We start from the raw sequence: 23,328 nt of genomic DNA, 5'->3' as shown, positions 1-23,328 counted from the left end.
GCAAAAGCGTTCATCGGGCCTGCAGCTTGTAGCTTGCGACCTGAAGCTCAAAAGAAATGAAAACCTCCGTTAAGGTCCACGCGGCCCTGTTTGTGGTGTCCCTGATTTACGCGGCCAACTACAGTATTTCCAAAGACGTGATGCCGCGCTACATGGGTCCGTTTGGGCTGGTGCTGCTGCGCATTGTGGGGGCGTTGCTGTTTTTCACCATCGCGCACCGCCTGGCCGCGCCCCACGACCGAATAATCGGCCGCGCCGATAACCTGCGGGCCATTGCCAGCGGGGTGCTGGGTATCGGGCTGAATCAGCTGCTGTTCTTCTCGGGCCTCAACCTGACTTCGCCCATCAACGCCTCGCTTATCCAGACCATTGCGCCGGTCGTGACGGTGCTGGCCTCGGCCTGGCTGCTGAGCGAGAAGCTGACGCTACGGCGGGTGCTGGGCGTGGGCGTGGCGGGGCTGGGCGCGGCCAGCATCATCCTCAGCCGTAGCTCGGGCGAGGTGGCCGGCACCAACGAGCTGCTGGGCGACATCTACATCCTGCTCAATGCCACGGCGTTCGGCATTTATCTGGTGATTGTGATGCCGTTGATGCGCAAGTATCACCCGTTCACGGTGCTTTCGCGCATCTTTTTGGTGGGCGCGGTATTGGCCGTGCCCGTGGGCTGGCAGCAGGCCACCGCCGCCGACTACGCCAGCTTCCCGCCCGGCATCTGGGCGGCGGTGGCCTACATGGTCGTCTGCGTCACGATTCTGGCGTATCTGCTTAATAACTGGGCCCTCAAACACGCCTCGCCCGCGCTGCTGGGCACCTACATCTACCTGCAGCCCGCGCTGGCCGTGCTCATTGCCGTGAGTTTGGGCAAAGACCAGCTCACCTGGGCCCGCGCCGGCCAGGGCCTGCTGATTTTTCTGGGCGTGTTCCTCGTAAGCCGCAAGCCCAAGCCCAGCCAGCTGGCCGCCGTGCCCCCGGTAGCCCCGATACAGGATTAAGGAAGAAGCCAGGAAGCGGTTATGCTTCGCCGCAGGCGTTGCAGTCAATCGGCCAACCCAACCGGCTTCTACCGACCCGACGGCTTATTTTGCCTCATGTTTCGCTGCATTCTTCTACTCTCTCAGGGCCTGCTGGCCGCCTGCACTGCCACTCCCACCCGTTCCGTTGGCAGCAGCGCCCCACCTGGCCTCGTGGCAACGCTCGATTCGTTGCGCCAGGCCGACCAGCAGGACCGCCAGACAATTTTTGCCGTGTTCCGCCAGCACGGTTTCCGCTCGGTGGCGGCCGATACGGCCAACCGCTGGCTGCTGCGGCGCGACTCGGCGCGGCTGCATAAATTTCAGCAATTAGAGCAGCGCCACGGCTGGCCGGTGCTGGCTCAGGCTGAGCCCGAGGCCTCGTTTCTGCTGTTGCAGCACGCCCCCGATTCGGTGCAAGTGCGCTACTTGCCGAAGGTGCAGGCTTTGTATGAAGCCGGCCAGCTGCATCCGGCCAGTTACGCTACTTACCTCGACCGGGCGCTCATGAACCAGGGCCAGCCGCAACGATACGGGACGCAGTATGGCCGCGTGGTGCGGGCTTCGGGCCTTGAAATCGATTCGCTGTTTCCTACGGCCGATTTGCGGAACGTAGACCAGCGGAGGTGCCAAATGAAGCTGGAGCCGCTACTGCCCCGGTTGGAGCCGGGCACTACCTATTTCAAGAAGGCCCCATAGTACCTTTGCAGAGTGGAGCCCGCCGCCGAAAACCGCAAGATTATTCACCTCGACATGGACGCCTTTTATGCTTCCGTGGAGCAGCGCGACCAGCCGGAGCTGCGGGGGCGGCCGGTGGTGGTGGGCGGCTCGCGCGAGCGGGGCGTGGTGGCGGCGGCCAGCTACGAGGCCCGGCAGTTTGGGGTGCGCTCGGCCATGTCGTCGGCGCTGGCGCGGCGGCGCTGCCCCGAGCTGGTGTTCGTAAAGCCGCGCTTCGAGGTATACAAGGAAGTGTCGCGGCAGATCCGGGCCATTTTCGCCGAGTACACGCCGCTTATCGAGCCACTGTCGTTGGATGAGGCCTACCTCGACGTGACCGAAAACCTGAAGGGCGTAGTGCTGGCAAGCCAGGTGGCGCGCGAAATCCGGGCCGAAATCCTGCGCCAGACCCAGTTAACAGCTTCGGCGGGCATCAGCTACAATAAGTTTCTGGCTAAGCTGGCCTCCGACTACCGCAAGCCCAACGGCCAGTTCGTTATCCGGCCCGAGCAGGGGCTGGCGTTTGTGGCGCAGCTGCGGGTCGGCGAGTTTCACGGCATCGGGCCAGCCACGGCGGCGCGGCTCAACCAGCTCGGCGTCTTCTCGGGCCTCGATTTACGGCAGCAGTCGGAGGCGTTTCTGCGGCAGCATTTCGGCAAGGCCGGCGGGCATTACTACCTCATTGCCCGCGCCCAGGACCCGCGCCCCGTGCGCCCTGACCGGGTGCGTAAGTCCATCGGCAACGAAACCACCTTCGAGCACGACCTGACCAGCTACGACGACCTGTGGGCCCGCCTCGTACCCTGCCTGGCCACCACCTGGGGCCACGCCGAGCGCCTGGGCCTGCGCGGCCGCACGCTCACGCTCAAAGTAAAGTACGCCGACTTCCAGCAGATAACCCGCAGCCGCACGCTGTTTGCCCCGCTCCAGCACCGCGAGCAGGCCGAGCGCCTGGCCCACGAGCTACTACTGGCGCTACTACCCGTGCCGCTGGGCGTGCGCCTGCTGGGCATCACCCTCTCCACCCTCGAAAGTCAGGAAGACCAGACAGGCCAGCAGCTGGGCTTGGCTCTTTGAGTGAGCTGTTAGCTATTAGCTGTTAGCTTTGGTTCAACGAAAAAGCTAACAGCTAATAGCTAACAGCTCACTCAAAGAGCCAGTTCTTCGAACGACAAATCCAGCAGGTCGAACTCGGGCCAGCAGGGGTGGTCGAAGTGCCACCACTCGGCGGGGTAGTTACGGAAGCCCTCCAGCCCCATGCCGGCCAGCAGCAGGCTGCGGTTGAACAACATGTGGCCCGGCAGATCATTATAGCCGACATGGGCGGCGGGCGTTAGCTCGTCGAAGGCGGTGGGCAGCGGCAGGGGTTGGCCGGTGCCGAGCTGGACCAGTCCCACATCAACCGAGCAGCCGCGGTTGTGGCGCGAACCACGCCAGGGCGGCGCGGCAAAGTCCTCGTTTCCAATCAGCTCGTAGAATGCGCGCGTAACGTGGTAGGGCCGGTAGGCATCGTACACGCACAGGCCCACGCCATGCGGGGCCAGGCGCTGCTGCACCCGGGCCAGCGCCACGGCCACCGGCCGGCGCGCCACAGCCTGAGCGCGGGTATACAGTGGCCGGCCGGCCAGGTTGTTGGCGGTGGCGTAGCGCAGGTCCGGCACGAGGCCGGGCACCCAGGCCACCAGGTCCACCAGCTCCTGGTCGGGGTCGGCGTCCACCTGCGCCCGGTACTGTTCTACGGAGCAGATTAGCGGAAGATTGTAGGGGTTACGCATTCTTTTAAGCGTTTAGCTGAGCGCTAGTAGTCGTTCGCTTTATGCTCTTTTATTTGCCGGAAAGCTAACGACCAATAGCTTACTTCAGGCGGCTTTTCTCATGCTCGTACACCACCTCGCCCAGGCGGCGCAGGAACGGGAAACCAACGGAATCGTAGTCGTATTTATCGTCGTTGAGCACGCCGTCGGAGTTCACGTAGACAACGGCGCTAAGCAGGAACTCGACGCCGGTTTCGGGGCTAACGATGTAGGCGTTGTCGATGAGAAAACCGTAGGCCAACCCTATTTTATTGTAGATGCGCACGCCTTCCGGCAGCGGCCCGGCGGGGCCGCCGGCCAGCAGAAACTTAACGTGGTTATCAGGGTAATCGGCCGGCGGATAGCACGGATGCTGGCTTTGGCGGGGCAGCTGGTGCAGGCTGTTGAGCACTAGGCGTCGGTCAGCCGAATCGAGGCGCAGGCGCTGGGCGGGCGGCACGGTTTCGGGAAACAGCACCAGCTGTAGGCTGCGCTGCAGATCGGCCAGAGTGGTGGCGTTTTTAGTGCTGAAATCGAGCGGCTGGTTGATGCGCTGCTGGCCCTCCAGATAAGCCGATCCGATGTGGCGGCCGCGGCGCGCGCCCCGCGGCCAGCGGCCCCCAAAATAGGCGGCCGGCTGCAGGTATAGCGGCCGGGCCAGCGTGGTATCGGTGTACAGGGCCAGCGGGTTGGTATGGCGGGCCGTGGAGTCCTGGTCGCCCACCGAAAGGCGGTGGCGCAGCACGGTGCGGTGCAGGCCGTGGGCGCGCAGCCCCTGGTTCAGCCCGGCCGGACCCACAAATTCGTAGAGGCGGTTATAGGCATCGTTATCACTCACCAGCAGCATTTTGTGCACATAGTGCGCCAGGCTGGCACGGCCGTCGGCGCTGGTGCTGTCATACTCTACCGGCGTTTGGCCCCAGCCGGCGGCGGCTATGCGGAGTGGAGCGTTGCTGCGCAACTCGGGCTGAGTCTGGCGCAGTTCGTGGAGCTTTTCGAGGGCCAGCAGGGCGGCGGGCAGCTTAATGGCACTGGCCGGATAGAAATACTCGCCGGGCCGTAGCCGGTAGCTATAGGACTTGAAATGCGGCCGGCCCTGCGCATCGCGCCTGATTTGGGTGTACAGAATTTGTAGGCGGTACTTGCCGGCCTGCCGGGCCACGGCCGCCAGCGTTGGGTCGGTGCGCAGCAGCTGGGGCAACGGGTTCTGGCCGTACGCCGCGCCGGTTGCAGTGAGGAACAGACAAAGAAGCAGGTAGCGCATGGATGGCCGGAATATGGTAGCAAGTAGCTGACACGAACGGGAGGCAAGGCAAAAAACACCCGACCCGCACTCCGAAACATAGGTCCGGGGTGCGGGTCGGGTGTTTTTACGATACAAACCGTTGGCTTACTTGGAAGGTGTCTGGGGGCCACCTTCGAGGCCGTTGGTCTGGTCGCTGTTGCCGTAGCCGCCGCGGATGCCCGCGCCGTCGCCCATGTCTTCCTGGGTGCTTTCGGGAATGGCGGCATCGGGGTTTGCGCCGGTAGTGGCCGGCGAATCGGTTTGCTGGGCGGCTTCGCCCGCACCGTCGGCTACTGTGGCGGCGGCGTTGGGCTGCTGGTCTTTTTTGGGAGAGTCTTGCATCGGTCTAGGAATCAGAGGGTGAAAAAGCGCTGCGCCGAACCCAACTAGGCCGGGTTGTCGGCGTCACCCATTTTGCCGCCGTCGTTGGCCGAGCTGGGGGCCGAGCGGGCGTTAGAATACTCGATATTGTAGGCGGTAGTGTTCTTTGTTTGATCGGCATTTTCGGCATCCGAGCCACCGCCATCGTTTTTCTGATCGGCACCGGGCTGACCGCCGCGGTTGCTGCTGCCTTTGGCGCTTTTGGGGCCGTCATCCTGGCTGCCACCGCGGTTGCCGCCGTGGTCACCTTCCGGCTCAGGCGCGGAAGTAAGCGACTTGCCACCCTGCTGCTGCACGCTCACGCCACCCACATTTTCGGGGCGCGGGACATTGTTGCCGGCGTTGGCTACCTGCTGCTGGGTGCGGTTATGCTCATTCTGCTGCTCGTCATTGGGATTTTTCTGGTCATTTGCCATCATATGGGGGATAAGATGTTGAAAATAAGAACATAGGAGACGTCCGAATAAAAGCGCGCTGGGCCCGAAAGGTCATCGGCCTGTTTTGCCGGTTGCCTGTTAGCAGACCCTGCCGGCAGGACGGCTCCTGCAGTCTATACGGGCCGAATGGCGGTGGTGTTGGCGGCGGGTGCTTGAAAAATCCGGGCTTTTCCCCAACTTAACGGCCGATTTTACCTCCGTTATCCGCTATGCCCGGTTTGAGTTCCTCCCCCGATTCGTTTCAGCAGAAAACCACTGCCGAGCTACAGTACCTCATCGAAAACCCCGACTTCTACGATGCGGGCGTGGTAGCCCGCGCCCGGCAGGAACTCCGGCAGCGCGGGGCGCTGGTACCCGTAGCGCCCTCGTTCTCCGAACCCGCCGCTCTGCCCATTCCGACCGACTACGACGACGACACTGCCTCCGCAGGACGCGGAAACAGGTGGCTGCTGGGCGCGCTGCTGCTGGCCGTGGCGCTGGCCGTGGCCTGGTGGATGCTACGGCCCCAGCCTACCGCCCCCATTGCGGCCGCTCCGGCCGCGCCCATTGTGCTCGAAGCCACGGTTATCCGGCCCTTGCCCTCCTTCGAGCAGGAAGCAGCCGGGCAGGTGGCCATCACGCGCCGGCTGCTGCCCGCCGCCGACCGCGCCGACACGACAGCCGCCGGCCGCTACGCCCGCATGGCCCGCCGCTACTGGCTGGCCGAAAACACGGCCGCCTACCTCACAGCCCAGGCCCTCGGCGACTCAACTACGAGCGTATTCGCGGGCCAGGTAGGCATTGGGCTGGAGCGCGTGAATTGGTTTTTGAGTGCCATGGTATACGACCAGAACCTAACGCCGGAGATGGACAGCCGCCTGGCCCTGATGCGCGGCGGGATGGACCTGCGCCGCACCTCGCTCGAAGCCCTCAAGGCCCACGCCGACATGGATATGCCCTTGATCAGTGAAACCGTGGAGCGTGACCAGCAGGAGGCGGTCAGCATCAGCCGCGAAGTACTGGGCCAGTACCGCAAAGCCGCCCCTATCCGCGGCCGGCTCGAAACGCTGTAGGCCGGGTTTTGTAGGCCGAGCCGGCAACTCTGGCAGGTAGCGCGGGCTGGCAGGGTTTATGAAGCCGGCTGCAGGGCCGCACAGCATCCGATTCGACAGGGTGAAGCGGCGCCTCGCTCTTCCTGTGCCGCCCATGCCCGATTCCGCCAGCCTCCCTCCCGACCCACTTCCTCCCGACCCCGCTACCACCCCGCTGACCGGCTACACCGAAGCCGAACTGCTGTACCTGGCCCGTCATGCCTCCGAGTACCCGCCGGCCGTGGGCCAGGCCGCCGGCCACGAGCTGCAGCGGCGCGGCCTCGTACCCAGCCCGGAAGCTGCCCCGCCCCGCTTGGCCGGGCCCCCAGAGGCTGCCGACCCGGGCGGAGTAGCGGCCACGCTGCGGGGTGTTTTCGGGTTCCGAGCGGGCTACCGGGCCACACCGGCGCTGCTTTGGCTGAACCTGGTGGCCTACCTGCTGCTGGGGCTGGCCGGCACCAACCTGCTGAAGCCCGCCGGCGCCGACCTCATCCGCTGGGGCTCCAACTATTCGCCCCTCACGCTGCCCGGCCAGCCCTGGCGGCTGCTCACGAGCACGTTCCTGCACGGCGGCTTTGGCCATCTGCTGCTCAATCTGCTCACCCTGGTTTTTCTGGGGCTGCTCACGGAGCGGCTGGTGGGGAGCAGGCGGCTGCTGGTCGTGTATCTGCTGAGCGGAGTGTCGGCCAGCCTGACCAGCTTGTGGTGGCACAGCCAGGGCGTTAACTCGGTGGGCGCTTCGGGAGCCATTTTTGGGCTATATGGACTGCTGCTGGCCACGCTGCTGCGCCGGCCGGCCTCGCTCAGCCGCTCCGAGCGGGCGGCACTGGGCCTGTTTGTGCTCTATTTTATGGTAAACAGCCTGGTAGGCGGACTCGAAGCCCACACCACCGACAACGCGGCCCACGTGGGCGGGCTGCTGGCCGGCGCCGTGCTCGGCGCGCTGCTGCCGCCACCACGGCCGGCAGACCCGAAGCCAGCGGCTCCGCGCAATGCCTGAACAGAGCCGCCGCAGGACCGGCACTATTTTTTCAGCTTTTGGCAACCATTTCTGCTCTACCGGCCTCCTCAGAACATGAAAAAACAGCTATACCTATTAGTTGCCGCGGCGGGCTTACCGCTGGTGGCCCATGCCCAAACCACTCCAGCCGTAGCCAACGGCAACCTCGAAACCTGGCAGCCCCGCAACCTGGTAGAAGCCCCAGCGGCCTGGATAACCGCCGACGACCTGCTGGCCAGCCTGGGCCTGCCCCCGATTGTAGCACCACGCACCGTTACGAAGGCAGGCGACGCGCACGGCGGCAGCTTCGCGGCGAAGCTGCAGAATCAGGCGCTGGCCCTGCGCGGCACGGGCACGGCCAGGCAACTAGCGGCCTTGCGGAAGCTGCCCCGGCCGCTGGCCCGGCGCGATGATGAGCTTACGCTGCCCGGCGTCCTGCTGAAAGCATCTTTCAATGAAGATGGCGAGCTGGTCAATGGCGTGCCCTACACCGGTCGGCCTGCCCGCCTGCAGTTCTGGTACAAACTAACGGGCTCTACCGTCGAAGCCGATTCAAGCGTTGCCTTCCTGGCGCTGCTGAACAAATCTACTCCGGTGGCTGCCGCCGCCCAGATATTACTTCCTAAGGCGGCCTATACCCTTATGGATGTACCGATTACCTACCTGTCGGGACTCCAGCCCGATACGCTGGCACTCGGATTTGGAGTGGCAACGGCCGGCGAAAACGACCCCACGGTTCAGATGTTCATCGACGATGTGCAGCTGGTGGGCGCCGTAACCGGCAACCGCACCCCAGTGGCTGCCGCCGCGCTGCAGGTGTATCCCAACCCCAGCGCTACCGGCGAGTTCAGCCTGGCCTCGCTAACCGATGCGGCTCTCTCCACGGCCCCGCTCACCGTAACCGACGCCACCGGCCGGCTGGTGCTGCGCCAGGCGGCGGCCGCGGCCAGCGAATCGCGCGGCCGTCTGGTCGATTTGCGCGCGCAGCGACCGGGCGTGTACCTGTTGCGCCTCGAAGCGCCAACTGGCCCGGTGGTCCGCAAGCTGGTGGTGCAGTAGAAAATCAGGGTTCCATTTTCAGCGGGCGGGCTCCGGCGTACAGCGTCGGGGCCCGCTTTTGCTTGTGGCCGCCAGCGTATTCGGCGCCGAGCTGGTATCTTGGGCTTGTAGCCAGCGCGGCGTATGCGGCGGCTTCCTTTGCTACTTTTACTCCCGTGACTGAACCGCTCGACCAGGAAGACGCTACTCCTTCGCCCCAGCGCCCGCGCTGGAAGCGGGTAGCCGCCGCCGTGGGCCGGGCCGCCCGCGCCCCCTTTGATGGGGCCGGCGCCCTCTACCGCATCGGCCAGGACAACCTGCACTTCACGCTGCCCGTGCTCAACGGAGCCTTCGGCGACCAGTTGGCCGCCCGCCACGACCGGCGCACCATCCAGTTCAGCTTCCGCCGCTATGCTGCCGATATAGCCGTAGCCGACCTCGGCCTGCAACCGGCCACCGGCGGCCGGCCGCGCACCACGGTGGTATTCCTGCACGGGCTGATGGGCGACGAAGTTATCTGGCAGACCGGCCACGGCCCCGACGACCTGCGGTTTGGCCCGCTGTTGCAGCAGGACCTGCCCGAAGTATGCTGCCTGTATGTGCGCTTCAACTCGGGCCTGCACATTTCCGAGAACGGCCGCCGCCTCCACGAACTGCTAACCGAGCTGGTGGCCACCTACCCCGAAGCCGTGGGCGAGCTGGTACTGGTGGGCCACAGCATGGGCGGGCTGCTCATCCGCTCGGCCGGGTATTATGCAGAGGAGGCAGCCAACGCGAGTGAAAAATTAAAAGGGGAAAATGGTTTGGCGAGCAGCTCGGAGGCTCCGGTTAGCGAGCATCTCGATACCGTGGAGCTTGCGCTTGAAGAGCCGAAGCCAACCGGCAAAAAGTCAAACCCGAAAACCAAACAACAAGCACCGAAAACCAACTCCTGGCTGGATCGGCTGCGCGACGTGTTTCTGCTGGGCGTGCCCAACGACGGCTCATTTCTGGAACAGAACAGCCACTTCACCAGCCTGATACTGCGCAAAATCAACCTCTGGCCCACCCGCGCCATCAGTGGCCTGCTCGACCAGCGCAGCAACGGCATCAAGGATTTGCGCCACGCCCTGCTGGTAGATGAGGACTGGCAGAGCCCCCACGCCGACGACCTGTTTCCGCCCCGCACGGTGGTACCCCTGCTGCCCCATGTGCATTACCATGTGCTGGTGGGCTCGTTGCTGAAATCGGCCAGCTCGGCACTGCACGACTACTTTGGCGACGGGCTGGTAGGCGCCGGCAGCGCCGCCGGCCGTATTTTTCAGGACCCGGCCGCCCCACCCGGCCGGCTCATCAGCACCCGCGTGTACCCGCAGCTGCACCACGGCACGCTCCTCAGCAACCCCGAGGTGTACCAGTACCTACGCGAGCGAATTGGCTGATATCAGCACCGGCGCACAACGGCAGCCAGCGGCCGGATGCCCGAATTTTGTATGTAACTTCAGCCGCATCAAGTAGCAGGCAGGCAAGAAGTTATCCTTATTTTTTAATGATTCCGATACAGAATTACACCTAACCGGGGACGGGGCGTAACAGAAGCAAATTGGCGGGCATTATTCCAGGAAATCAGGCGTTTGAGCGCCACGACCTGTCCGGGCTGCTTAACCCGGCAGGACTGATTTGTTCCCCTTTCCGCCTCTATGCAACCAACCATTTCTTCGCTTCGGCTGCTACTTGGCAGCTTCGTTTTTTCCGCTCTGACCGGCCAGCCAACCATTGTTGCGGCCCAGTCAAATCCTTCCAACCCGACAAAACCGGCCATTACGGCAGGGCATGGCGCATCGCTCTGGGAGCCGGTGGCCGCGCCGGCAGCGGCCCGCGGCCCGGTAGCCGGCCCGCCGGCCCGCTGGTTCCGGCTCGATACCACCCAGCTGGCTGCCCGGCTGGCGCTGGCCCCGGCCGAAAACCAGCCCGCGGCCCCGGTAGTACTGGAACTTCCCCACCCCGATGGCCAAATGCGCCGCTACGCTTTCACGCGGGTACCCGTAATGGCCCCGGCGCTGGCCGCCCGCTACCCGCGCCTGCGCACGTTTGCCGGCCGCTCGCTCGATGAGCCCGCCGCTACCGTGCGCCTGGAATGGACGCCAACCGGGCTGCACGCCCAGCTACTGGCCGCCGATGGGGCCGTCAGCAGCATTCTGGCCGACGAATCGGCTGCCGCTTCCACCTTTTACCAGAGCCGCCCGCAGGCCCCGGTTGCGTTCGATTGCCAAAGCCTGCTGCCGCCCGATGCGCCGTTGCAGCGCCCCGGCGATACGCCCCCGGCCCCACCCGCGCCGTATGGCGGGCAGCTACGCACGCTGCGCTTGGCCGTGGCCACCACTCCCGAGTTTGTGAGCCGACTGGGCGGCGGCACGGTAGCTGGTACGATGAGCGAGCTGGTGAAGCTGGTGAACTCGCTCAACGGTGTGTACGAGCGGGAGCTGGCCCTGCGCCTGGAGTTGGTAGCCGGCAACGACAAGCTCATCTTCGCCAACGCCGCTACCAGTCCTTATTCAGATACCTCGCCCGTAGGCCTGCTGAACGCTAACGCGGGTGTACTCAACACCCAGATTGGACCCGCCAACTACGACCTGGGCCATGTGCTGGGCTACAACAGCGGCGGCTACTCGGGGGTGGCTTACGTGGGCGTGGTGTGTTCGACTGCTTCGGGAGTATCGGGCAAGGGCGGCGGTTCATCGACGGCCAGCAACGCTAATTTTCTTGCAGAAGTAACCTTGCACGAAATCGGGCACCAGCTGGGCTCCGGCCACACGTTCAACGGCGACAAAGGCACTTGCAGCGGCAACCGCAGCAACACCCTGGCCTACGAGCCGGGCGCGGGCAACACCATCATGTCGTATGATGGCCGCTGCAGTCCGGACAACGTAGGAACCGGCATTGTGTACTTTCATGCAGCCAGCCTGAGCGCCATTATACCCAAGCTTACCTGCGGCACGCTAACGGCCAACAACGGCAACCGCGCGCCAACTGCGCAGGTGCCGGCCGGCGCGTTCGTACTTCCTAAGGGCACCCCCTTTGCCCTCACCGGCACCGCCACCGACCCCGACAACGATGCCCTGGCTTACAGCTGGGAGCAGCTCGATTTGGGCGACCCCACCGGCCTGGCCGGCGCAGCCACCGACGCCAGCGCACCGCCGCTGTTTCGCAGCTTTGTGCCTAATACCAGCCCTACGCGCACGTTTCCACAGCTAAACGCCGTCCTGAATAACACCAGCTCGGTGGGCGAAATTCTACCGCTGGTAGCACGGCCGCTCAACTTCCGCCTGACCGTGCGCGACAACCGCGGCGGCGTGGCCGGCGCCAACCTGCGCATGAGCGTGGCCGATGCCGGCCCGTTTCGGGTAACGGCCCCGGCAGCGGCCCTCACGGCTTCCCCAAACAGCCTCTACGCCGTAACCTGGGATGTGCTCGGCACCGACCAGGCCCCCGTGAGCTGCGCCAACGTGCGGATTTTGTTTTCCAACGACGGCGGCCTGACCTTTCCTACTGTGCTGGCGGCCAGCGTACCCAACAATGGCACGGCCTCGGTGCGCCTGCCCGTAACCCCAACCACCAAAGGCCGGCTTAAGGTAGAAGCCGTCGGCAACGTGTTTTTTGCCCTCAGCCCGGCCACCATTACCCTGAGTGGCCCGGCGGTTCCGTTGCCCGTTACGCTGGTTAGCTTCACGGCCGAGGCGCGCGGAGCCGTGGCCCAGCTCCGTTGGCGCACGGCCACCGAGCTCAACAACGCGGGCTTTGCGGTAGAGGTATCCACCGATGGCACGGTGTTCCGACGCCGGGCGTGGATACCCGGCCGCGGCGAAGCCGCCACTTACGAGTTCACCGACAGCCAGTTGCCCACCTACGGCTCGCAGCTGGTGTACTACCGCCTGCAACAGCTCGATCTTGATAGCACGGCCAGCCTGTCGGAGGTGCGGCCGGTGGCGGTACCGGCTGGTAGCGCCACCTGGCAGCTGTGGCCCAACCCCGCCCGCGAGGGCCGGGTATCGGTGGGCGGCCTACCCGCCGGCCAGCCGGTACAGCTACTCGACCTGACGGGCCGCGTGCTGCTGACGACTACCATGCCGCCCGCCGGCCCCCTGACCCTGGAGCTACCCGCCGGCCTGCGCGCAGGGCTGTATCTGGTGCGCAGCGGCAGCCAAAGCCGGCGACTAGTGGTGGAATAACCCTGTGGGGCTGAAACCAGGAGCGAAATGAGGGGTGGGGCCGGGAGCCCCATTACCTTTTTTTCTACCTTGCCGTACTCCTGGTATCTCCTTCTACAGTCTGCTAGCCTATGTCCACTGCTTCTTCCCGCGTATTACTACTTGGCTGGAATGAAGTATTTCCTCCTCAGCCAGCGGCTAGTGCGCCGCTCCGGGACCTGGTGCAGCAGTTGGCTCCATTAGCCAACCTGGCGGTGCTGCTGCCCCACGAGCCGCAGCCGGCCTTTGTCGCAGTCGGGACCAACCTGCGCATTACCGGACTGGCCGAACTGGATCTGGCTGCTCTTCAAACCGCCGCCCGCCCCAGCCCGAACCCGGCCGCATGGCAAGCTCCGGCAGCGCCCTACATCGGCAGCAGCAGCCCGGCTGCACCTTATCTGGGCGCTACTCCCGGGGTTTCGGCCGTGCCCGTTTCTACTGTTGCACCAACAGCCTGGCCGGCAGCGCCCGAGCAGCCGGCGGCACTGCCAGCCGGGTCCGCGGTGCACCCACCAGTTGCTTTGGTAGCACCAGCGGCCACCATTCCGGCCGACAGGAATTCGCCGGCTCCCGGCACCGGGCCCGACCGGCCCACGTCAGTCGAGCCGAGTACGGCACCCACTGCCCGCGCCACCGGGCAGCCGCGGAATGAACCGGCGGCTTCAGCTGCCTCCACCAACCTGCATCCGGCGCCGGATACACCCCCGCCGCCTATGCGGGTGCACGCCACGCTTACGCAGGAGCTGGCCGCCTTAGGGCGCAATCCGCCCAGCGCCACAGCCGCCGACCTCAACTTTCAGGTGATTCAGTATGCGCGTTTTGCGACCAGCTGGGCCAGTGGCAGGCAGTTTGCCGTAATTTATGCCGTAGATTGGCCCACCTGGCTGGCGGCCATGGAAATCCGGCAGCTAACAGGCTGGCCCTTGGTACTGCACGTGCACAGCCTGGCCCAGGAGCGGGCCACCGCCGCCGAAACCGGCTGGGCCGTAGCCCTGGAACGCCTGGCTCTGCGCCGCGCCGACCTCGTGCTGGCTTCTACGGCCGAGGTGGCTGGCCTGCTAACCGAGCGGTACCAGTTGCCGCCCGAGCGGCTCCAGACTATTGCCGTCAGTAATACGGCCGCCATAAACGAGCTGCTGCTTCACATCGAACAACACCGGTCGGGCCGTTTGGCCGGGCCCCTTACTACCTCTTCTTTCCAATGAGTTCCTCTACCCCCGCTACGCCCCGCCGCCACGAATTTGACGCTCTGCTCGAAATGGATGGGGCCGATAACGGCGTGTTCGTGGTTGTACCCTTCGACGTGACAGCCGAATACGGCGTTAAAGGCACGCTGCCCGTGCAGGTCACCATCGACGGTTTCCCCATTCGCCTGAACCTGACGCCCATGGGCGGCGAGAGCCATGGCTTCAGCGTGCGCAAGGAAGTGCGCAACGCCATTGGTAAAACCTGGGCCGATACCGTGCAGGTGGTACTGTGGCACGATACCGACCCCAGCGGCCTCGAGCTACCCGCCGAACTGGCGCAGGCCCTCGACCGCACTGGTCTGCAGGCCAGGTTCGATGCGCTGCCCTTTACCCAGCGCAAGCAGCTAGCCCAGCACATTAGTCGCGCCAAAAGGCCCGATGCCCGCGACCTGCGCATCAATGAGGCGCTCGAACAAGCCGAATCGGGCCGTAGAACAAAGAACACCTGATTTTTTGAGCTGTTAGCTGAAAAACGAAGAAGCCCCCGTACTCGGTTGAGTGCGGGGGCTTCTTGTTTGGGCAAAATCAAGACGGTAGTTTAGAAGACAGCCTATGTTGCAAAGGTCGATGTAGGGGAGGGGCTTGCCCCCGCCCGCCGTTGAACGATTACCGTTGAAACGATGCGAACGGCGGGCGGGGACAAGCCCCGCCCCTACATCGACCTCCGGGATTTTATAGGCTACCGGTTCAGATACGTTCCAGCACCAGGGCTGTGCGGCTTGTGAGGTAGAGGCTGAGCTTGTGGACGCCGTTTTCCTCGAGGGTTTCGTAGCGGTAGTCATCGTCGATGCGGGCGAAGCCGCCGAAGTCGGGGGCATCGGAATCGAGCACAATGCGGTAGCGGCCGGCAGTGGGCACCACGAAGCGGTAGTCGGGGATGCTGTGCTCGGTGTGCAGGTTGAAGGCCAGCAGTAACGGGCCGCGCTGAAACACGAGCACCTGGTTTTCGGGGTCGAGGTGGAGCTGGCGGGCCGGACCGGCGGCCAGCAAGTGGCTGCTCCGGACCAGCTCAATCATGGCCCTGTCGAAGTTGAGCAGGTACTGAAACTTGAGGTCGGGGTTGTCGGCCAGGCTCCACTGGCGGCGGGCAAAATGGTGGCTCCAGTTGTTGCCTTCGCGCGGGAAATCAACCCACTCGGGGTGGCCGAACTCGTTGCCGATAAAGTTGAGGTAAGCCTCACCGCCCAGGCTAACGGTGAGCAGGCGGATGAGCTTGTGCAGGGCCACGCCCCGCGCGGCCACCGGGTCGGTGTCGGAGCGGCCCATGTGCTGGTAGATGGCATCGTCGAGTAGCCATTGGGCCAGGGTTTTGTCGCCTACCAGGGCTTGGTCGTGGCTTTCGGCATAGGCCACTGTTTTTTCGCCGTCGCGGCGGTTGTTCAGCACATACCACAGGTCGTAGAGGTTCCAGTCTTCGTCGCGGGTGTGCTTGAGCAGCTTGATCCAGTAATCGGGGATACCCATGCCCAGCCGGTAGCCAAAGCCCACGCCGCCCTCGGCAATGGGCCGGCACAGGCCCGGCATGCCGCTCATGTCTTCGGCAATCAGCAGGGCGCTGCGCTTGATTTCGTGCACCAGCGTGGTGGCCAGCTGCAGGTACAGCACCGCGTCCTCATCCACCTCGGGCCCGAAATACGACTCGTAGCCGCCGAAGCTGACGCCTTCCCCGTGGTGATGGTAGAGCATGCTGGTAATTCCGTCGAAGCGGAAGCCGTCGATATGGAACTCTTCGAGCCAGTAGCGCAGGTTGCTGAGCAGGAACTGCTGCACTTCGGGCTTGCCGTAATCGAAGAGGCGCGAATCCCAGCCCGGGTGCTCACCCCGGCTTCCGGCATGAAAATACTGGTGGCCCGAGCCGTCGAAGTTGGCCAGGCCCTCGGCCTCGTTTTTTACGGCGTGCGAATGCACCACATCGAGCAGCACGGCCACGCCCAGCCGGTGGGCTTCGTTGATGAGGTGTTTTAGCTCCTCGGGCGTACCGAAGCGCGACGAAACGGCGAAAAAATTGGCCACATGGTAGCCGAACGAGCCATAGTACGGGTGCTCCATCACGGCCATCAGCTGCACACAGTTGTAGCCGCCGGCCGCAATGCGGGGCAGCACCTGTTCGGCAAACTCCAGGTAGGAGCCCACCCGGCCCTCTTCCAACGCCATACCCACGTGGGCCTCGTAAATCAACGGCTCGCGCACGGCGTTGGCCACCCGAAATTTCTGGTCGGTCCAGGCAAACGGGGTTTCGGGCCGCCAAACCTGGCCGGCGAAGTCGTGCGTTTCCGGATTCTGCACGGCCCGGCGCAGGGTGGCCGGCAGCCGGTCCTGGGCACCATGCGCCGACACTACATGCACTTTATAAAGGGAGTGGTGCGTGAGGCGGTCTTTGTACTCTTTGTCGGGCAGAAAGACTTCCCAAACGCCGTCGGCGCCCTTGATTAGCGGGGTGGCCTGCCTGTTCCAGTCGTTGAAGTCGCCAATCAGACTCAGGGCCTGTGCGGCGGGTGCCCACTCGCGGTACCAGTGGCCCCGGCGGCGGCCGTCGTAGTGCAGGCCCAGGCGCTGGTGGGCGGTGGCAAACTTGCTAAGCGAACCGTATTGCTGCCCGATTTCAGCCAGCCGGGCTTCCAGCCGCTGCTGGCGGCGGCGCAGCACCGGCTCGTAGGGAGCCAGCCAGGGGTCGTGCTGCACGAGGGGCAGCGCAGTGGCAGGAGCAGCGGCAAGCGAGGCAGTTGGCGTGGTGGTGGTCATGGCAGAAGCGGCGAAGGTGCAGGGTTGCGCTCAAAACTACGTGGAATCGGATGAGGTGGCCCAATTTTCCGAAAAGTTGGTGGCCGGGTTGATTGCCGGCAGATAAACGCACTCCCATTCAGGGCTCGGCGAAGAATGACGTTCTTTCGGCCAAAATCGAGCTCCTCTACTCTATATGAAGCACTTTAGCCATTTTTTACTGCTGGCGGCCGGGCTGGCGGCCTGCACCACGGCCCCGCCCGCTACCTCGCCTGTGGCACTGGCCGCTCCGACACTGGCCGCTCCGGTACCAATGGCCACGCCCGTTGTTGCCAGCAAGGCCATGGTTACGTCGGCCCACCCCGAGGCCACCCGTATTGGGGTGGAGGTGCTGCAGCGCGGCGGCAACGCCTACGATGCGGCCGTGGCCGTGCAGTTTGCGCTGGCCGTAGCCTTGCCGGTGGCCGGTAACATCGGGGGTGGCGGCTTCGTGCTCTACCGCGGGGCCGATGGCCGGGAAGGAGCCCTCGACTTCCGCGAAACCGCTCCCGCCGCCGCCACCCGCGACATGTACCTCGATGCGGCCGGTAACGTGATACCCAACCTCAGCACCCGGGGCCACCGGGCAGCCGGCGTGCCGGGCACCGTGGCCGGCATGTGGGCGCTGCACCAGAAGCTGGGCAAGCTGCCGTGGCGCGACGTAGTAGAGCCGGCCGCACAGCTGGCACTGGGTGGCGTAACGCTTACCAAGAAAGAGGCTACCGGATTGAATGATAATCGGACGGCCTTCGCACGTTTCACCCCGCAAGGCAACGCATATATGCGACCCGACGCCAGTACGTACGACTTGGGCACCTACAGTAATCCGCAGCCTGATTTCCGTCCTTGGCAAGCAGGGGATGTAATTAAGTACGTGCAGCTGGCCCGCACGCTGGGCCGCATCCGCGACCAGGGCGCGGCCGGCTTTTACGCGGGCGAAACGGCCGATTTACTCGTGGCCGAAATGAAGCGCGGCGGCGGCCTCATCACCAAAACCGACTTGGCCGCCTACCAACCCAAGTGGCGCACCCCGCTTAAAGGCAGCTACCGGGGCTACGAGGTGCTCACGTTTCCGCCGCCCAGCTCGGGGGGTGTGGCCCTGCTGCAAATGCTACAGATGCTGGAGCCCTACAACCTGCAGGCCGCCGGCTGGCACGCGCCCGAGGCCGTGCATTGGCTCACCGAGGCCCAGCGCCGCGTGTACGCCGACCGCGCCACCTACCTCGGCGACCCCGATTTTGGCCGCGTACCGGTAGTACAGCTGCTCGACCCAACCTACAACCGCCGCCGCATGGCCTCGGTGCAGCCACGCCGGGCCACACCCAGCGCCCAGGTAGCGGCCGGCACGGGCCTGCCAGCCTACGAGTCGGACCAGACCACGCACTACAATATCGTGGACGCCCAGGGCAACGCGGTGAGCTGCACGACCACCCTCAACGGGGCATATGGCAGCAAAGTGGTAGTAGCCGGGGCGGGCTTTCTGCTGAACAATGAGATGGACGATTTCAGCAGCAAGCCCGGCACGCCCAACGCCTACGGGCTGGTGGGCGGCGCGGCCAACGCCATTGCGCCCGGCAAGCGCATGCTTTCCTCCATGACGCCCACCATCCTGCTCAAGGATAACAAGCTGGCCCTGCTCATCGGTACGCCCGGCGGCAGCACCATCATCACGAGCGTGCTGCAGGGCATTATCAACGTAATCGACTACGGCCAGAACGCCCAGCAGGCCGTGGCCGCGCCGCGCCTGCACCACCAGTGGCTGCCCGACCAGCTCGATGTGGAGGCCGGCGCTTTGCTGCCCGCGGCTCAGGACACGCTCCGCGCCCGTGGCTACCAGCTCAACGCCCGCAGCCCCTGGGGCCGCCTAGAAATCATCCGGGTGCTGCCCGACGGCCGCCTCGAAGGCGGCGCCGACCCTCGTGGCGACGACAACGCAGCGGGATATTAGGGATTAGCAGCGAACAGAAACGCCTGCCATCCTCACGCAAGAAGGACCTTATCTCATCGGAACGGCCGTAACAACGACTCGTTTCTGTGAGGTAAGGTCCTTGCTTTGTCAGGATGGCAGGCGCTTGAATATTCTCGCTTCTGACTCCTGCCTTCTAGCTACCGGGAGTTACGCCTTCAGCGACTTACCGGCGTCACTCAGCGTTTGGCCGAGTTGCTTGAGCTTGTCTTTGGCGTCGTCGGTGGCGCTGGCAGCGGCCTTGGTGGTGTGCTCGCCCAGGGTGCTCAGCGACTGGCTGATTTTCGAGGCATCACCGCCACCAATGGCGGTTTTCAGGTTGTTCAGCTCGTCGGCAATAGCGCTTAGGGCGGGGCTGCCGGCGCCGTTGAGGGTTGAAACCCAGCTGTCGATGTTGCCGCCGGCCGCCGGAGCGGCTTGGCTCAGGCCGCCTTGCAGGGCCTGGAGGGTGGCGTCGAGTTGGCTGGTGGAAGTGGAAGCACTCATGGTAGTGTGGTTATGGTGGATGAATTTAACACCACTAGTACCGCACACCGTCTTTAAAAGTTGATAGTCAAATAATTAAACATCTACCAGCAAAACATATCTGGCGGTGAATGGTGTGGGACTAAAGGCCTGTACAGACGAAAAAATTCGGGTTCCAAGGGCTGCTTACACAACTTTTGGAACCCGAATTTTACACGGCCTTACTTTATCTTGTTACAGAATTTTGTGCAAAACCGGACTACGACATTTTCAGGTTGCCGGCGGCAATTACCAGCGTCTGGCCCAAATGGCGTAGCTGGTCGCCAGTATTGTCGGTGAGGCTGTGCATATTGGAGGCGATGCGCGAGGTCTCGGTGCCCAGCATCTGAAGGGTGGCGGCAATGGCGGGCCGGTCGTCGCGCTCGACGTAGGAGCGCAGGTTGCGCAACTCCTTTTGCAGACCGTTCAGGGCCGAGCCACCCAATCCGTCGAGGGACTCAATCCAGCTGTCGATGTCGCCCAGACCAGCTTCCAGCGGGTTGGCTCCCGGGTTATCGAAGGTGTCATAGATGTTGCGGACAGTCTTGTCGATGCGGCTAGCGTGGTTCATAGGGCAAGGGTAAAGAGGAGGTTGATGAGTGGAATGTACGCCGGCCAGCCAACTGGTGTTGCCTGGCCGACATTGACTAAACGGGGCAGAGCCAGCGCAATTTAAGCGTTACAAAGCTACCAGCCCTGATACTAATGCCCTGCTGACTCCTCAGATACTTCGAATTCTGACTTCATACTGCGTGACCAGGTGGAGCCTCGGGCGGCCTTACCAAATAGCACTACCACTCATTCACCCACCGCCGTTAGGTCGAAAGCCAGTCGAAAATCGTTGCGGATGGCGTAGGAGCCCAGATGTTGGAAGAAGCTGCTGGAATTATAGTGGATACCAAATTGGGTGCGGTCGAGGGTGGCGCTGCCGCTGATGTGCAGCCGACCATCGGGCCGTGCCTTCACGACGAGTGGAAAACGGATGGGACGGGTAACGCCGCGCATGGTGAGTTGGCCAACGGCCATACCAGCCCGCACTTCCCGCAGCTCAAAAACGGCCGTTGGGTACTTCGCCACCGCAAAGAAATCTTCTCCGCGCAAGTGCTCGGCCAACTGGGCCTGCTCCTGGTCCAGGGTGGTCATATCGAACTCGAAACGGCCGTTGCGCAGCGTGCGGCCGTCGTAGCGGAAGCGGCCGCGGCGTAGCTGCACGGTGCCGCTGGGCGCGTAGCCCCCTACTTCGGCATAGCCAGTCCAGGTAACGACGGCTGGCCCGATCCGGTAGGTAGTGGCCGCCGCCGCCCGGATTGACGGTTGTGGCGAATTGGCGAACCCGTTTTGGGGTGCGGCCGAGGCCAGAAAGAGCAAAAGGACGAGGAGTTTCATAGGTTGAGTATAAGATGGGGGCGAATGTGAATGCGCGGCCCGGGTGCGGGAAGTTGAGTTGGGCAACGGCCGGCGGCTCGTTGCTATTTCTGCGGAGTGGCTTCGGTTTCAACCAGTCCGAAGCCCTTGTAGAGCTTACCGGCCGAGTCGCGGGCCAGCACGTACCAAAGCGCGTCGCCGCCGTACAGGCCCCGGGCGCTGTCGGTGTAGCGGTAGTTTTGGGCAAAAGTGTAGGTGCGGCCGGGGCTCAGGCGGCCGTTGGGGCACTGGAAAAGCGTGGCAAATTCGGTGGCATTCTGCTGCAGATTGACTTGCCAGCCAGCTTCGCTGTACCAGATGAAGCTGCCGCACTCCACCACCGTCAGCTCCTCCCCCACCTCGGAGCGCACCATGGTGCTATGCTGCCACACGAAACCGCCGGGCTGCTCGGGGTTGGGTTTAGGGTACACTGGGTTGGGCGTATGCCAGAGCGAGAGGCCCACGGGCACCTGCCGAAGCTTATCGGGCAGAAGGCGGCGGTGGTCGGTCCAGGCCGGGGCCGGAATTGCCTGGGCCAGCAGAGGAGCCGGCGCGGCGGTAAGCGCGGCCAATAGCAACAGTAGTTTCATGGGGCTTGGGGGTTGAGGAACGACCCAAAGGTGCCCGCCCAAACTGCCCCAAGCGCCCCGAATCCGGCATCGGGACGGCCCAAATCGTGATATGGGCGCTAGTTTGGTAAATCGGTGGACTGTTTATGCGCCTGCGGGATGCAAGCTCCTTTCCCTACCAGAAGCACCAGCCCTGCTTCATGCATTTCCTACTTATTCGCCGCTGCCCCATTCGCGGGGGGCCTGGCCGGTGAACTGCTTGAAGATCCGGTTGAAGGTGGTTTTGGAGTTGAAGCCGCACTCCAACGCCAGCCCTAGCAACGTGAGGCGCTGGGCATCGGGGGTGGCCAGCCGGCGCTTCACCTCGGCCACCCGGTAACCGTTTATCAGGTCGTTGAAGCTCTGGCCGAATCCCTGGTTGACAGTGAACGAAATCAGGCGCGGTGCCAAGCCGGTGTGCGCCGATAGCTCGGCCAGTGTGAGTGTGGGGTTGAGGTAGAGCCGCTCCTCTTCCAGCGCCCGCCGGATGCGCGCCAGCACTGCCGCGTCAGCTACCGGCGCAGCGGCCCTTAAAGTACCGGGCGCAGAGGTCGGCACGGGAGACGCGTTGCCAGGGCGCCCGAGCGGTACGGCGGAAACCGCAAGGGTACCTGCACCAATAAAGGCCGCCGTTTCGGGCGCGGCCGGGGCAGCCTCGGGCACGAAGCTGACGGCCCGCATATCGGCCTGACGCAGGCCGACTACGCCAATCAGAAACACCACGCCACCCAACAACTCGGTAGAATAGTTGTACTCGTAGTAAAGACCGAAAAACTCGCGCAGCACTACTTCCAGCAGCCATTGCAGGCTCACGAGGCCCACCAGCACCAACAGCACCCGCAACCAGCGCAGGCGTAGCTCCGAAGTTTCAGAGAAGTTGTCGGGCAACCAGCGCCCGTACTGCCGCAGCAGGTGCAGGCTCAGCCCCAAATACACGGTAAGCGACACCCAGGTACCAATAAACTCCAGCCGGTACGTGTAGGGCCGGTGCACATGCTCCCAGAACCAGGCGCGGGCGGCGTACGATTGGGTACGCAGGCCCCAGTACAACGCGGCCTGCAACAGCACCGGCCCAAAATGCCCGAGGTGCCCCACCCGAAACCGGAATTCGTGGTTTACAAGGCTGCGCACGTAGAAATACAGCAGCGGCCCGAAAGCGAAGGAGTAGTAAATGGGCGCGAAATACCAGTTGGCATTTTGGTCGTAGATGCCGGCCACCCGAAAAAAGCTGTCGAGCAGCCACAGGGCAATGGCCAGCATAAGCAGCGCCAGAAACCCATTGGGCAGGCGGTTACGACGGGCCAGCGCCAGCAGCCCCGCCGCAAAAACGGCCTGCGCCACCACGGCTAACAGGGCCACTACAAGCGGGGTAAACGGTATCTGCATGGCTTTTTATGGAAGTTGGCAACTGGCTTGGGGTTGACGACCAACGTAGCGGGTTACGGCGCAGATTATCCCTGCCTGTTCGGGCTAAAAGGTAGCAAATCGGAAACTGGTGCGGCGAAGGACTCAATCAAAGAAGCTCCAGTTTGCCACTTGTCTGGCCACTTCCACCTTGCAGTGGTAGCGCCTGCCCACAACTCTGGTATTACCGGGGCTACACGATTCGCAAGCCACCATTTCAGGTTCGCGGCCAAAGACTTGGTAATCATTGCACAAAAACCAGGACCATTTTCACCCAATATCCTAAGTAAGAGACGGTTGATTACCATGCTCCAATATGCTACTTGGCTGTAGTTTTATGCCCAGCCTATTACACTAATATCGGACTGGGTATCCCCGCTTATTTATGCTAGTCTCCGATGAATCTCCTGCTCTCAATCCGGGGGCCGCTTCAACATACTTGCCAGCCTTAACCGGGGTCCGGGCCGTAGCAGCCTAC

The 23,328-nt window shown here is 63.7% G+C and carries 21 protein-coding genes; 11 read left to right on the top strand and 10 right to left on the bottom strand.

Features of this window, described 5'->3' with window-relative positions:
• The first annotated feature begins 56 nt into the window (after positions 1 to 56).
• The 3 genes from HW554_RS12150 to dinB all read left to right on the top strand — a co-directional run bounded on the left by HW554_RS12150 (position 57) and on the right by dinB (position 2,804).
• Entirely contained in the window at positions 57 to 992 is a 936-nt protein-coding gene (locus HW554_RS12150; RefSeq protein WP_176908864.1) for a DMT family transporter, read from the top strand.
• Between the two features lie 96 nt (positions 993 to 1,088).
• Positions 1,089 to 1,709, top strand: coding sequence for a DUF6624 domain-containing protein (locus tag HW554_RS12145; RefSeq protein WP_176908863.1), 621 nt, complete (start codon positions 1,089 to 1,091; stop codon positions 1,707 to 1,709).
• Between the two features lie 12 nt (positions 1,710 to 1,721).
• A complete protein-coding gene (gene dinB, locus HW554_RS12140) occupies positions 1,722 to 2,804 on the top strand; it encodes a DNA polymerase IV (protein WP_176908862.1) in 1,083 nt (360 codons plus the stop codon).
• A 71-nt stretch (positions 2,805 to 2,875) separates the two neighbouring features.
• Here the strand turns inward: dinB and HW554_RS12135 are convergent, their stop codons facing one another.
• The 4 genes from HW554_RS12135 to HW554_RS12120 all read right to left on the bottom strand — a co-directional run bounded on the left by HW554_RS12135 (position 2,876) and on the right by HW554_RS12120 (position 5,605).
• Entirely contained in the window at positions 2,876 to 3,502 is a 627-nt protein-coding gene (locus tag HW554_RS12135; protein ID WP_176908861.1) for a M15 family metallopeptidase, read from the bottom strand.
• Positions 3,503 to 3,581: 79 nt separating this feature from the next.
• Positions 3,582 to 4,784, bottom strand: coding sequence for a serine hydrolase (locus HW554_RS12130; protein WP_176908860.1), 1,203 nt, complete (start codon positions 4,782 to 4,784; stop codon positions 3,582 to 3,584).
• 126 nt (positions 4,785 to 4,910) lie between these two features.
• A complete protein-coding gene (locus HW554_RS12125; RefSeq protein ID WP_176908859.1) occupies positions 4,911 to 5,147 on the bottom strand; it encodes a hypothetical protein in 237 nt (78 codons plus the stop codon).
• Positions 5,148 to 5,191: 44 nt separating this feature from the next.
• A complete protein-coding gene (locus HW554_RS12120; protein WP_176908858.1) occupies positions 5,192 to 5,605 on the bottom strand; it encodes a hypothetical protein in 414 nt (137 codons plus the stop codon).
• A gap of 227 nt (positions 5,606 to 5,832) precedes the next feature.
• Here HW554_RS12120 and HW554_RS12115 point away from each other — a divergent pair, with 227 nt between their 5' ends.
• The 7 genes from HW554_RS12115 to HW554_RS12085 all read left to right on the top strand — a co-directional run bounded on the left by HW554_RS12115 (position 5,833) and on the right by HW554_RS12085 (position 14,653).
• Complete coding sequence (locus HW554_RS12115; protein WP_176908857.1) at positions 5,833 to 6,675, top strand: hypothetical protein; 843 nt, start codon at positions 5,833 to 5,835, stop codon at positions 6,673 to 6,675.
• Positions 6,676 to 6,808: 133 nt separating this feature from the next.
• Positions 6,809 to 7,693 (top strand): rhomboid family intramembrane serine protease, encoded by an 885-nt coding sequence (locus HW554_RS12110; RefSeq protein ID WP_176908856.1) that lies wholly within the window; start codon positions 6,809 to 6,811, stop codon positions 7,691 to 7,693.
• Between the two features lie 75 nt (positions 7,694 to 7,768).
• The gene (locus tag HW554_RS12105; protein ID WP_176908855.1) at positions 7,769 to 8,752 is read left to right on the top strand and encodes a T9SS type A sorting domain-containing protein; all 984 of its coding nucleotides are present in this window, start codon (positions 7,769 to 7,771) and stop codon (positions 8,750 to 8,752) included.
• Positions 8,753 to 8,907: 155 nt separating this feature from the next.
• On the top strand, positions 8,908 to 10,152 hold the full coding sequence (locus HW554_RS12100; protein ID WP_176908854.1) for an esterase/lipase family protein: 1,245 nt from the start codon (positions 8,908 to 8,910) through the stop codon (positions 10,150 to 10,152).
• Between the two features lie 258 nt (positions 10,153 to 10,410).
• Positions 10,411 to 12,939 (top strand): reprolysin-like metallopeptidase, encoded by a 2,529-nt coding sequence (locus HW554_RS12095; RefSeq protein ID WP_176908853.1) that lies wholly within the window; start codon positions 10,411 to 10,413, stop codon positions 12,937 to 12,939.
• Positions 12,940 to 13,049: 110 nt separating this feature from the next.
• A complete protein-coding gene (locus HW554_RS12090) occupies positions 13,050 to 14,162 on the top strand; it encodes a glycosyltransferase (protein WP_176908852.1) in 1,113 nt (370 codons plus the stop codon).
• On the top strand, positions 14,159 to 14,653 hold the full coding sequence (locus tag HW554_RS12085; protein ID WP_176908851.1) for a DUF1905 domain-containing protein: 495 nt from the start codon (positions 14,159 to 14,161) through the stop codon (positions 14,651 to 14,653). Before HW554_RS12090 ends, HW554_RS12085 begins: the two co-directional genes overlap by 4 nt.
• 238 nt (positions 14,654 to 14,891) lie before the next feature.
• On the opposite strand, the gene HW554_RS12080 is transcribed toward HW554_RS12085, so the two are convergent.
• Positions 14,892 to 16,946, bottom strand: coding sequence for an alpha-amylase family glycosyl hydrolase (locus HW554_RS12080; RefSeq protein WP_176908850.1), 2,055 nt, complete (start codon positions 16,944 to 16,946; stop codon positions 14,892 to 14,894).
• 175 nt (positions 16,947 to 17,121) lie between these two features.
• Between HW554_RS12080 and ggt the strand changes: the two genes are divergently transcribed.
• The gene (gene ggt / locus HW554_RS12075; RefSeq protein WP_176908849.1) at positions 17,122 to 18,912 is read left to right on the top strand and encodes a gamma-glutamyltransferase; all 1,791 of its coding nucleotides are present in this window, start codon (positions 17,122 to 17,124) and stop codon (positions 18,910 to 18,912) included.
• Between the two features lie 168 nt (positions 18,913 to 19,080).
• On the opposite strand, the gene HW554_RS12070 is transcribed toward ggt, so the two are convergent.
• The 5 genes from HW554_RS12070 to HW554_RS12050 form a co-directional block, all read right to left on the bottom strand.
• Positions 19,081 to 19,416: a hypothetical protein gene (locus HW554_RS12070; RefSeq protein WP_176908848.1), complete on the bottom strand. Its 336-nt coding sequence runs from the start codon at positions 19,414 to 19,416 to the stop codon at positions 19,081 to 19,083.
• Positions 19,417 to 19,654: 238 nt separating this feature from the next.
• Positions 19,655 to 20,005 (bottom strand): hypothetical protein, encoded by a 351-nt coding sequence (locus tag HW554_RS12065; RefSeq protein WP_176908847.1) that lies wholly within the window; start codon positions 20,003 to 20,005, stop codon positions 19,655 to 19,657.
• Between the two features lie 227 nt (positions 20,006 to 20,232).
• Positions 20,233 to 20,820: a YceI family protein gene (locus HW554_RS12060; protein WP_176908846.1), complete on the bottom strand. Its 588-nt coding sequence runs from the start codon at positions 20,818 to 20,820 to the stop codon at positions 20,233 to 20,235.
• Between the two features lie 83 nt (positions 20,821 to 20,903).
• Positions 20,904 to 21,428: a hypothetical protein gene (locus HW554_RS12055; RefSeq protein WP_176908845.1), complete on the bottom strand. Its 525-nt coding sequence runs from the start codon at positions 21,426 to 21,428 to the stop codon at positions 20,904 to 20,906.
• Positions 21,429 to 21,620: 192 nt separating this feature from the next.
• Positions 21,621 to 22,832, bottom strand: a complete 1,212-nt coding sequence (locus tag HW554_RS12050; protein ID WP_176908844.1) for a helix-turn-helix domain-containing protein — start codon at positions 22,830 to 22,832, stop codon at positions 21,621 to 21,623.
• Between the last annotated feature and the right edge of the window lie 496 nt (positions 22,833 to 23,328).

This window comes from Hymenobacter lapidiphilus (genome assembly GCF_013377885.1).
GTDB classification, from domain to species: Bacteria; Bacteroidota; Bacteroidia; order Cytophagales; family Hymenobacteraceae; genus Hymenobacter; species Hymenobacter lapidiphilus.
The sequence above is the reverse complement of the archived record's forward strand: the minus strand, read 5'-3'. Positions and strand labels throughout refer to the sequence as shown.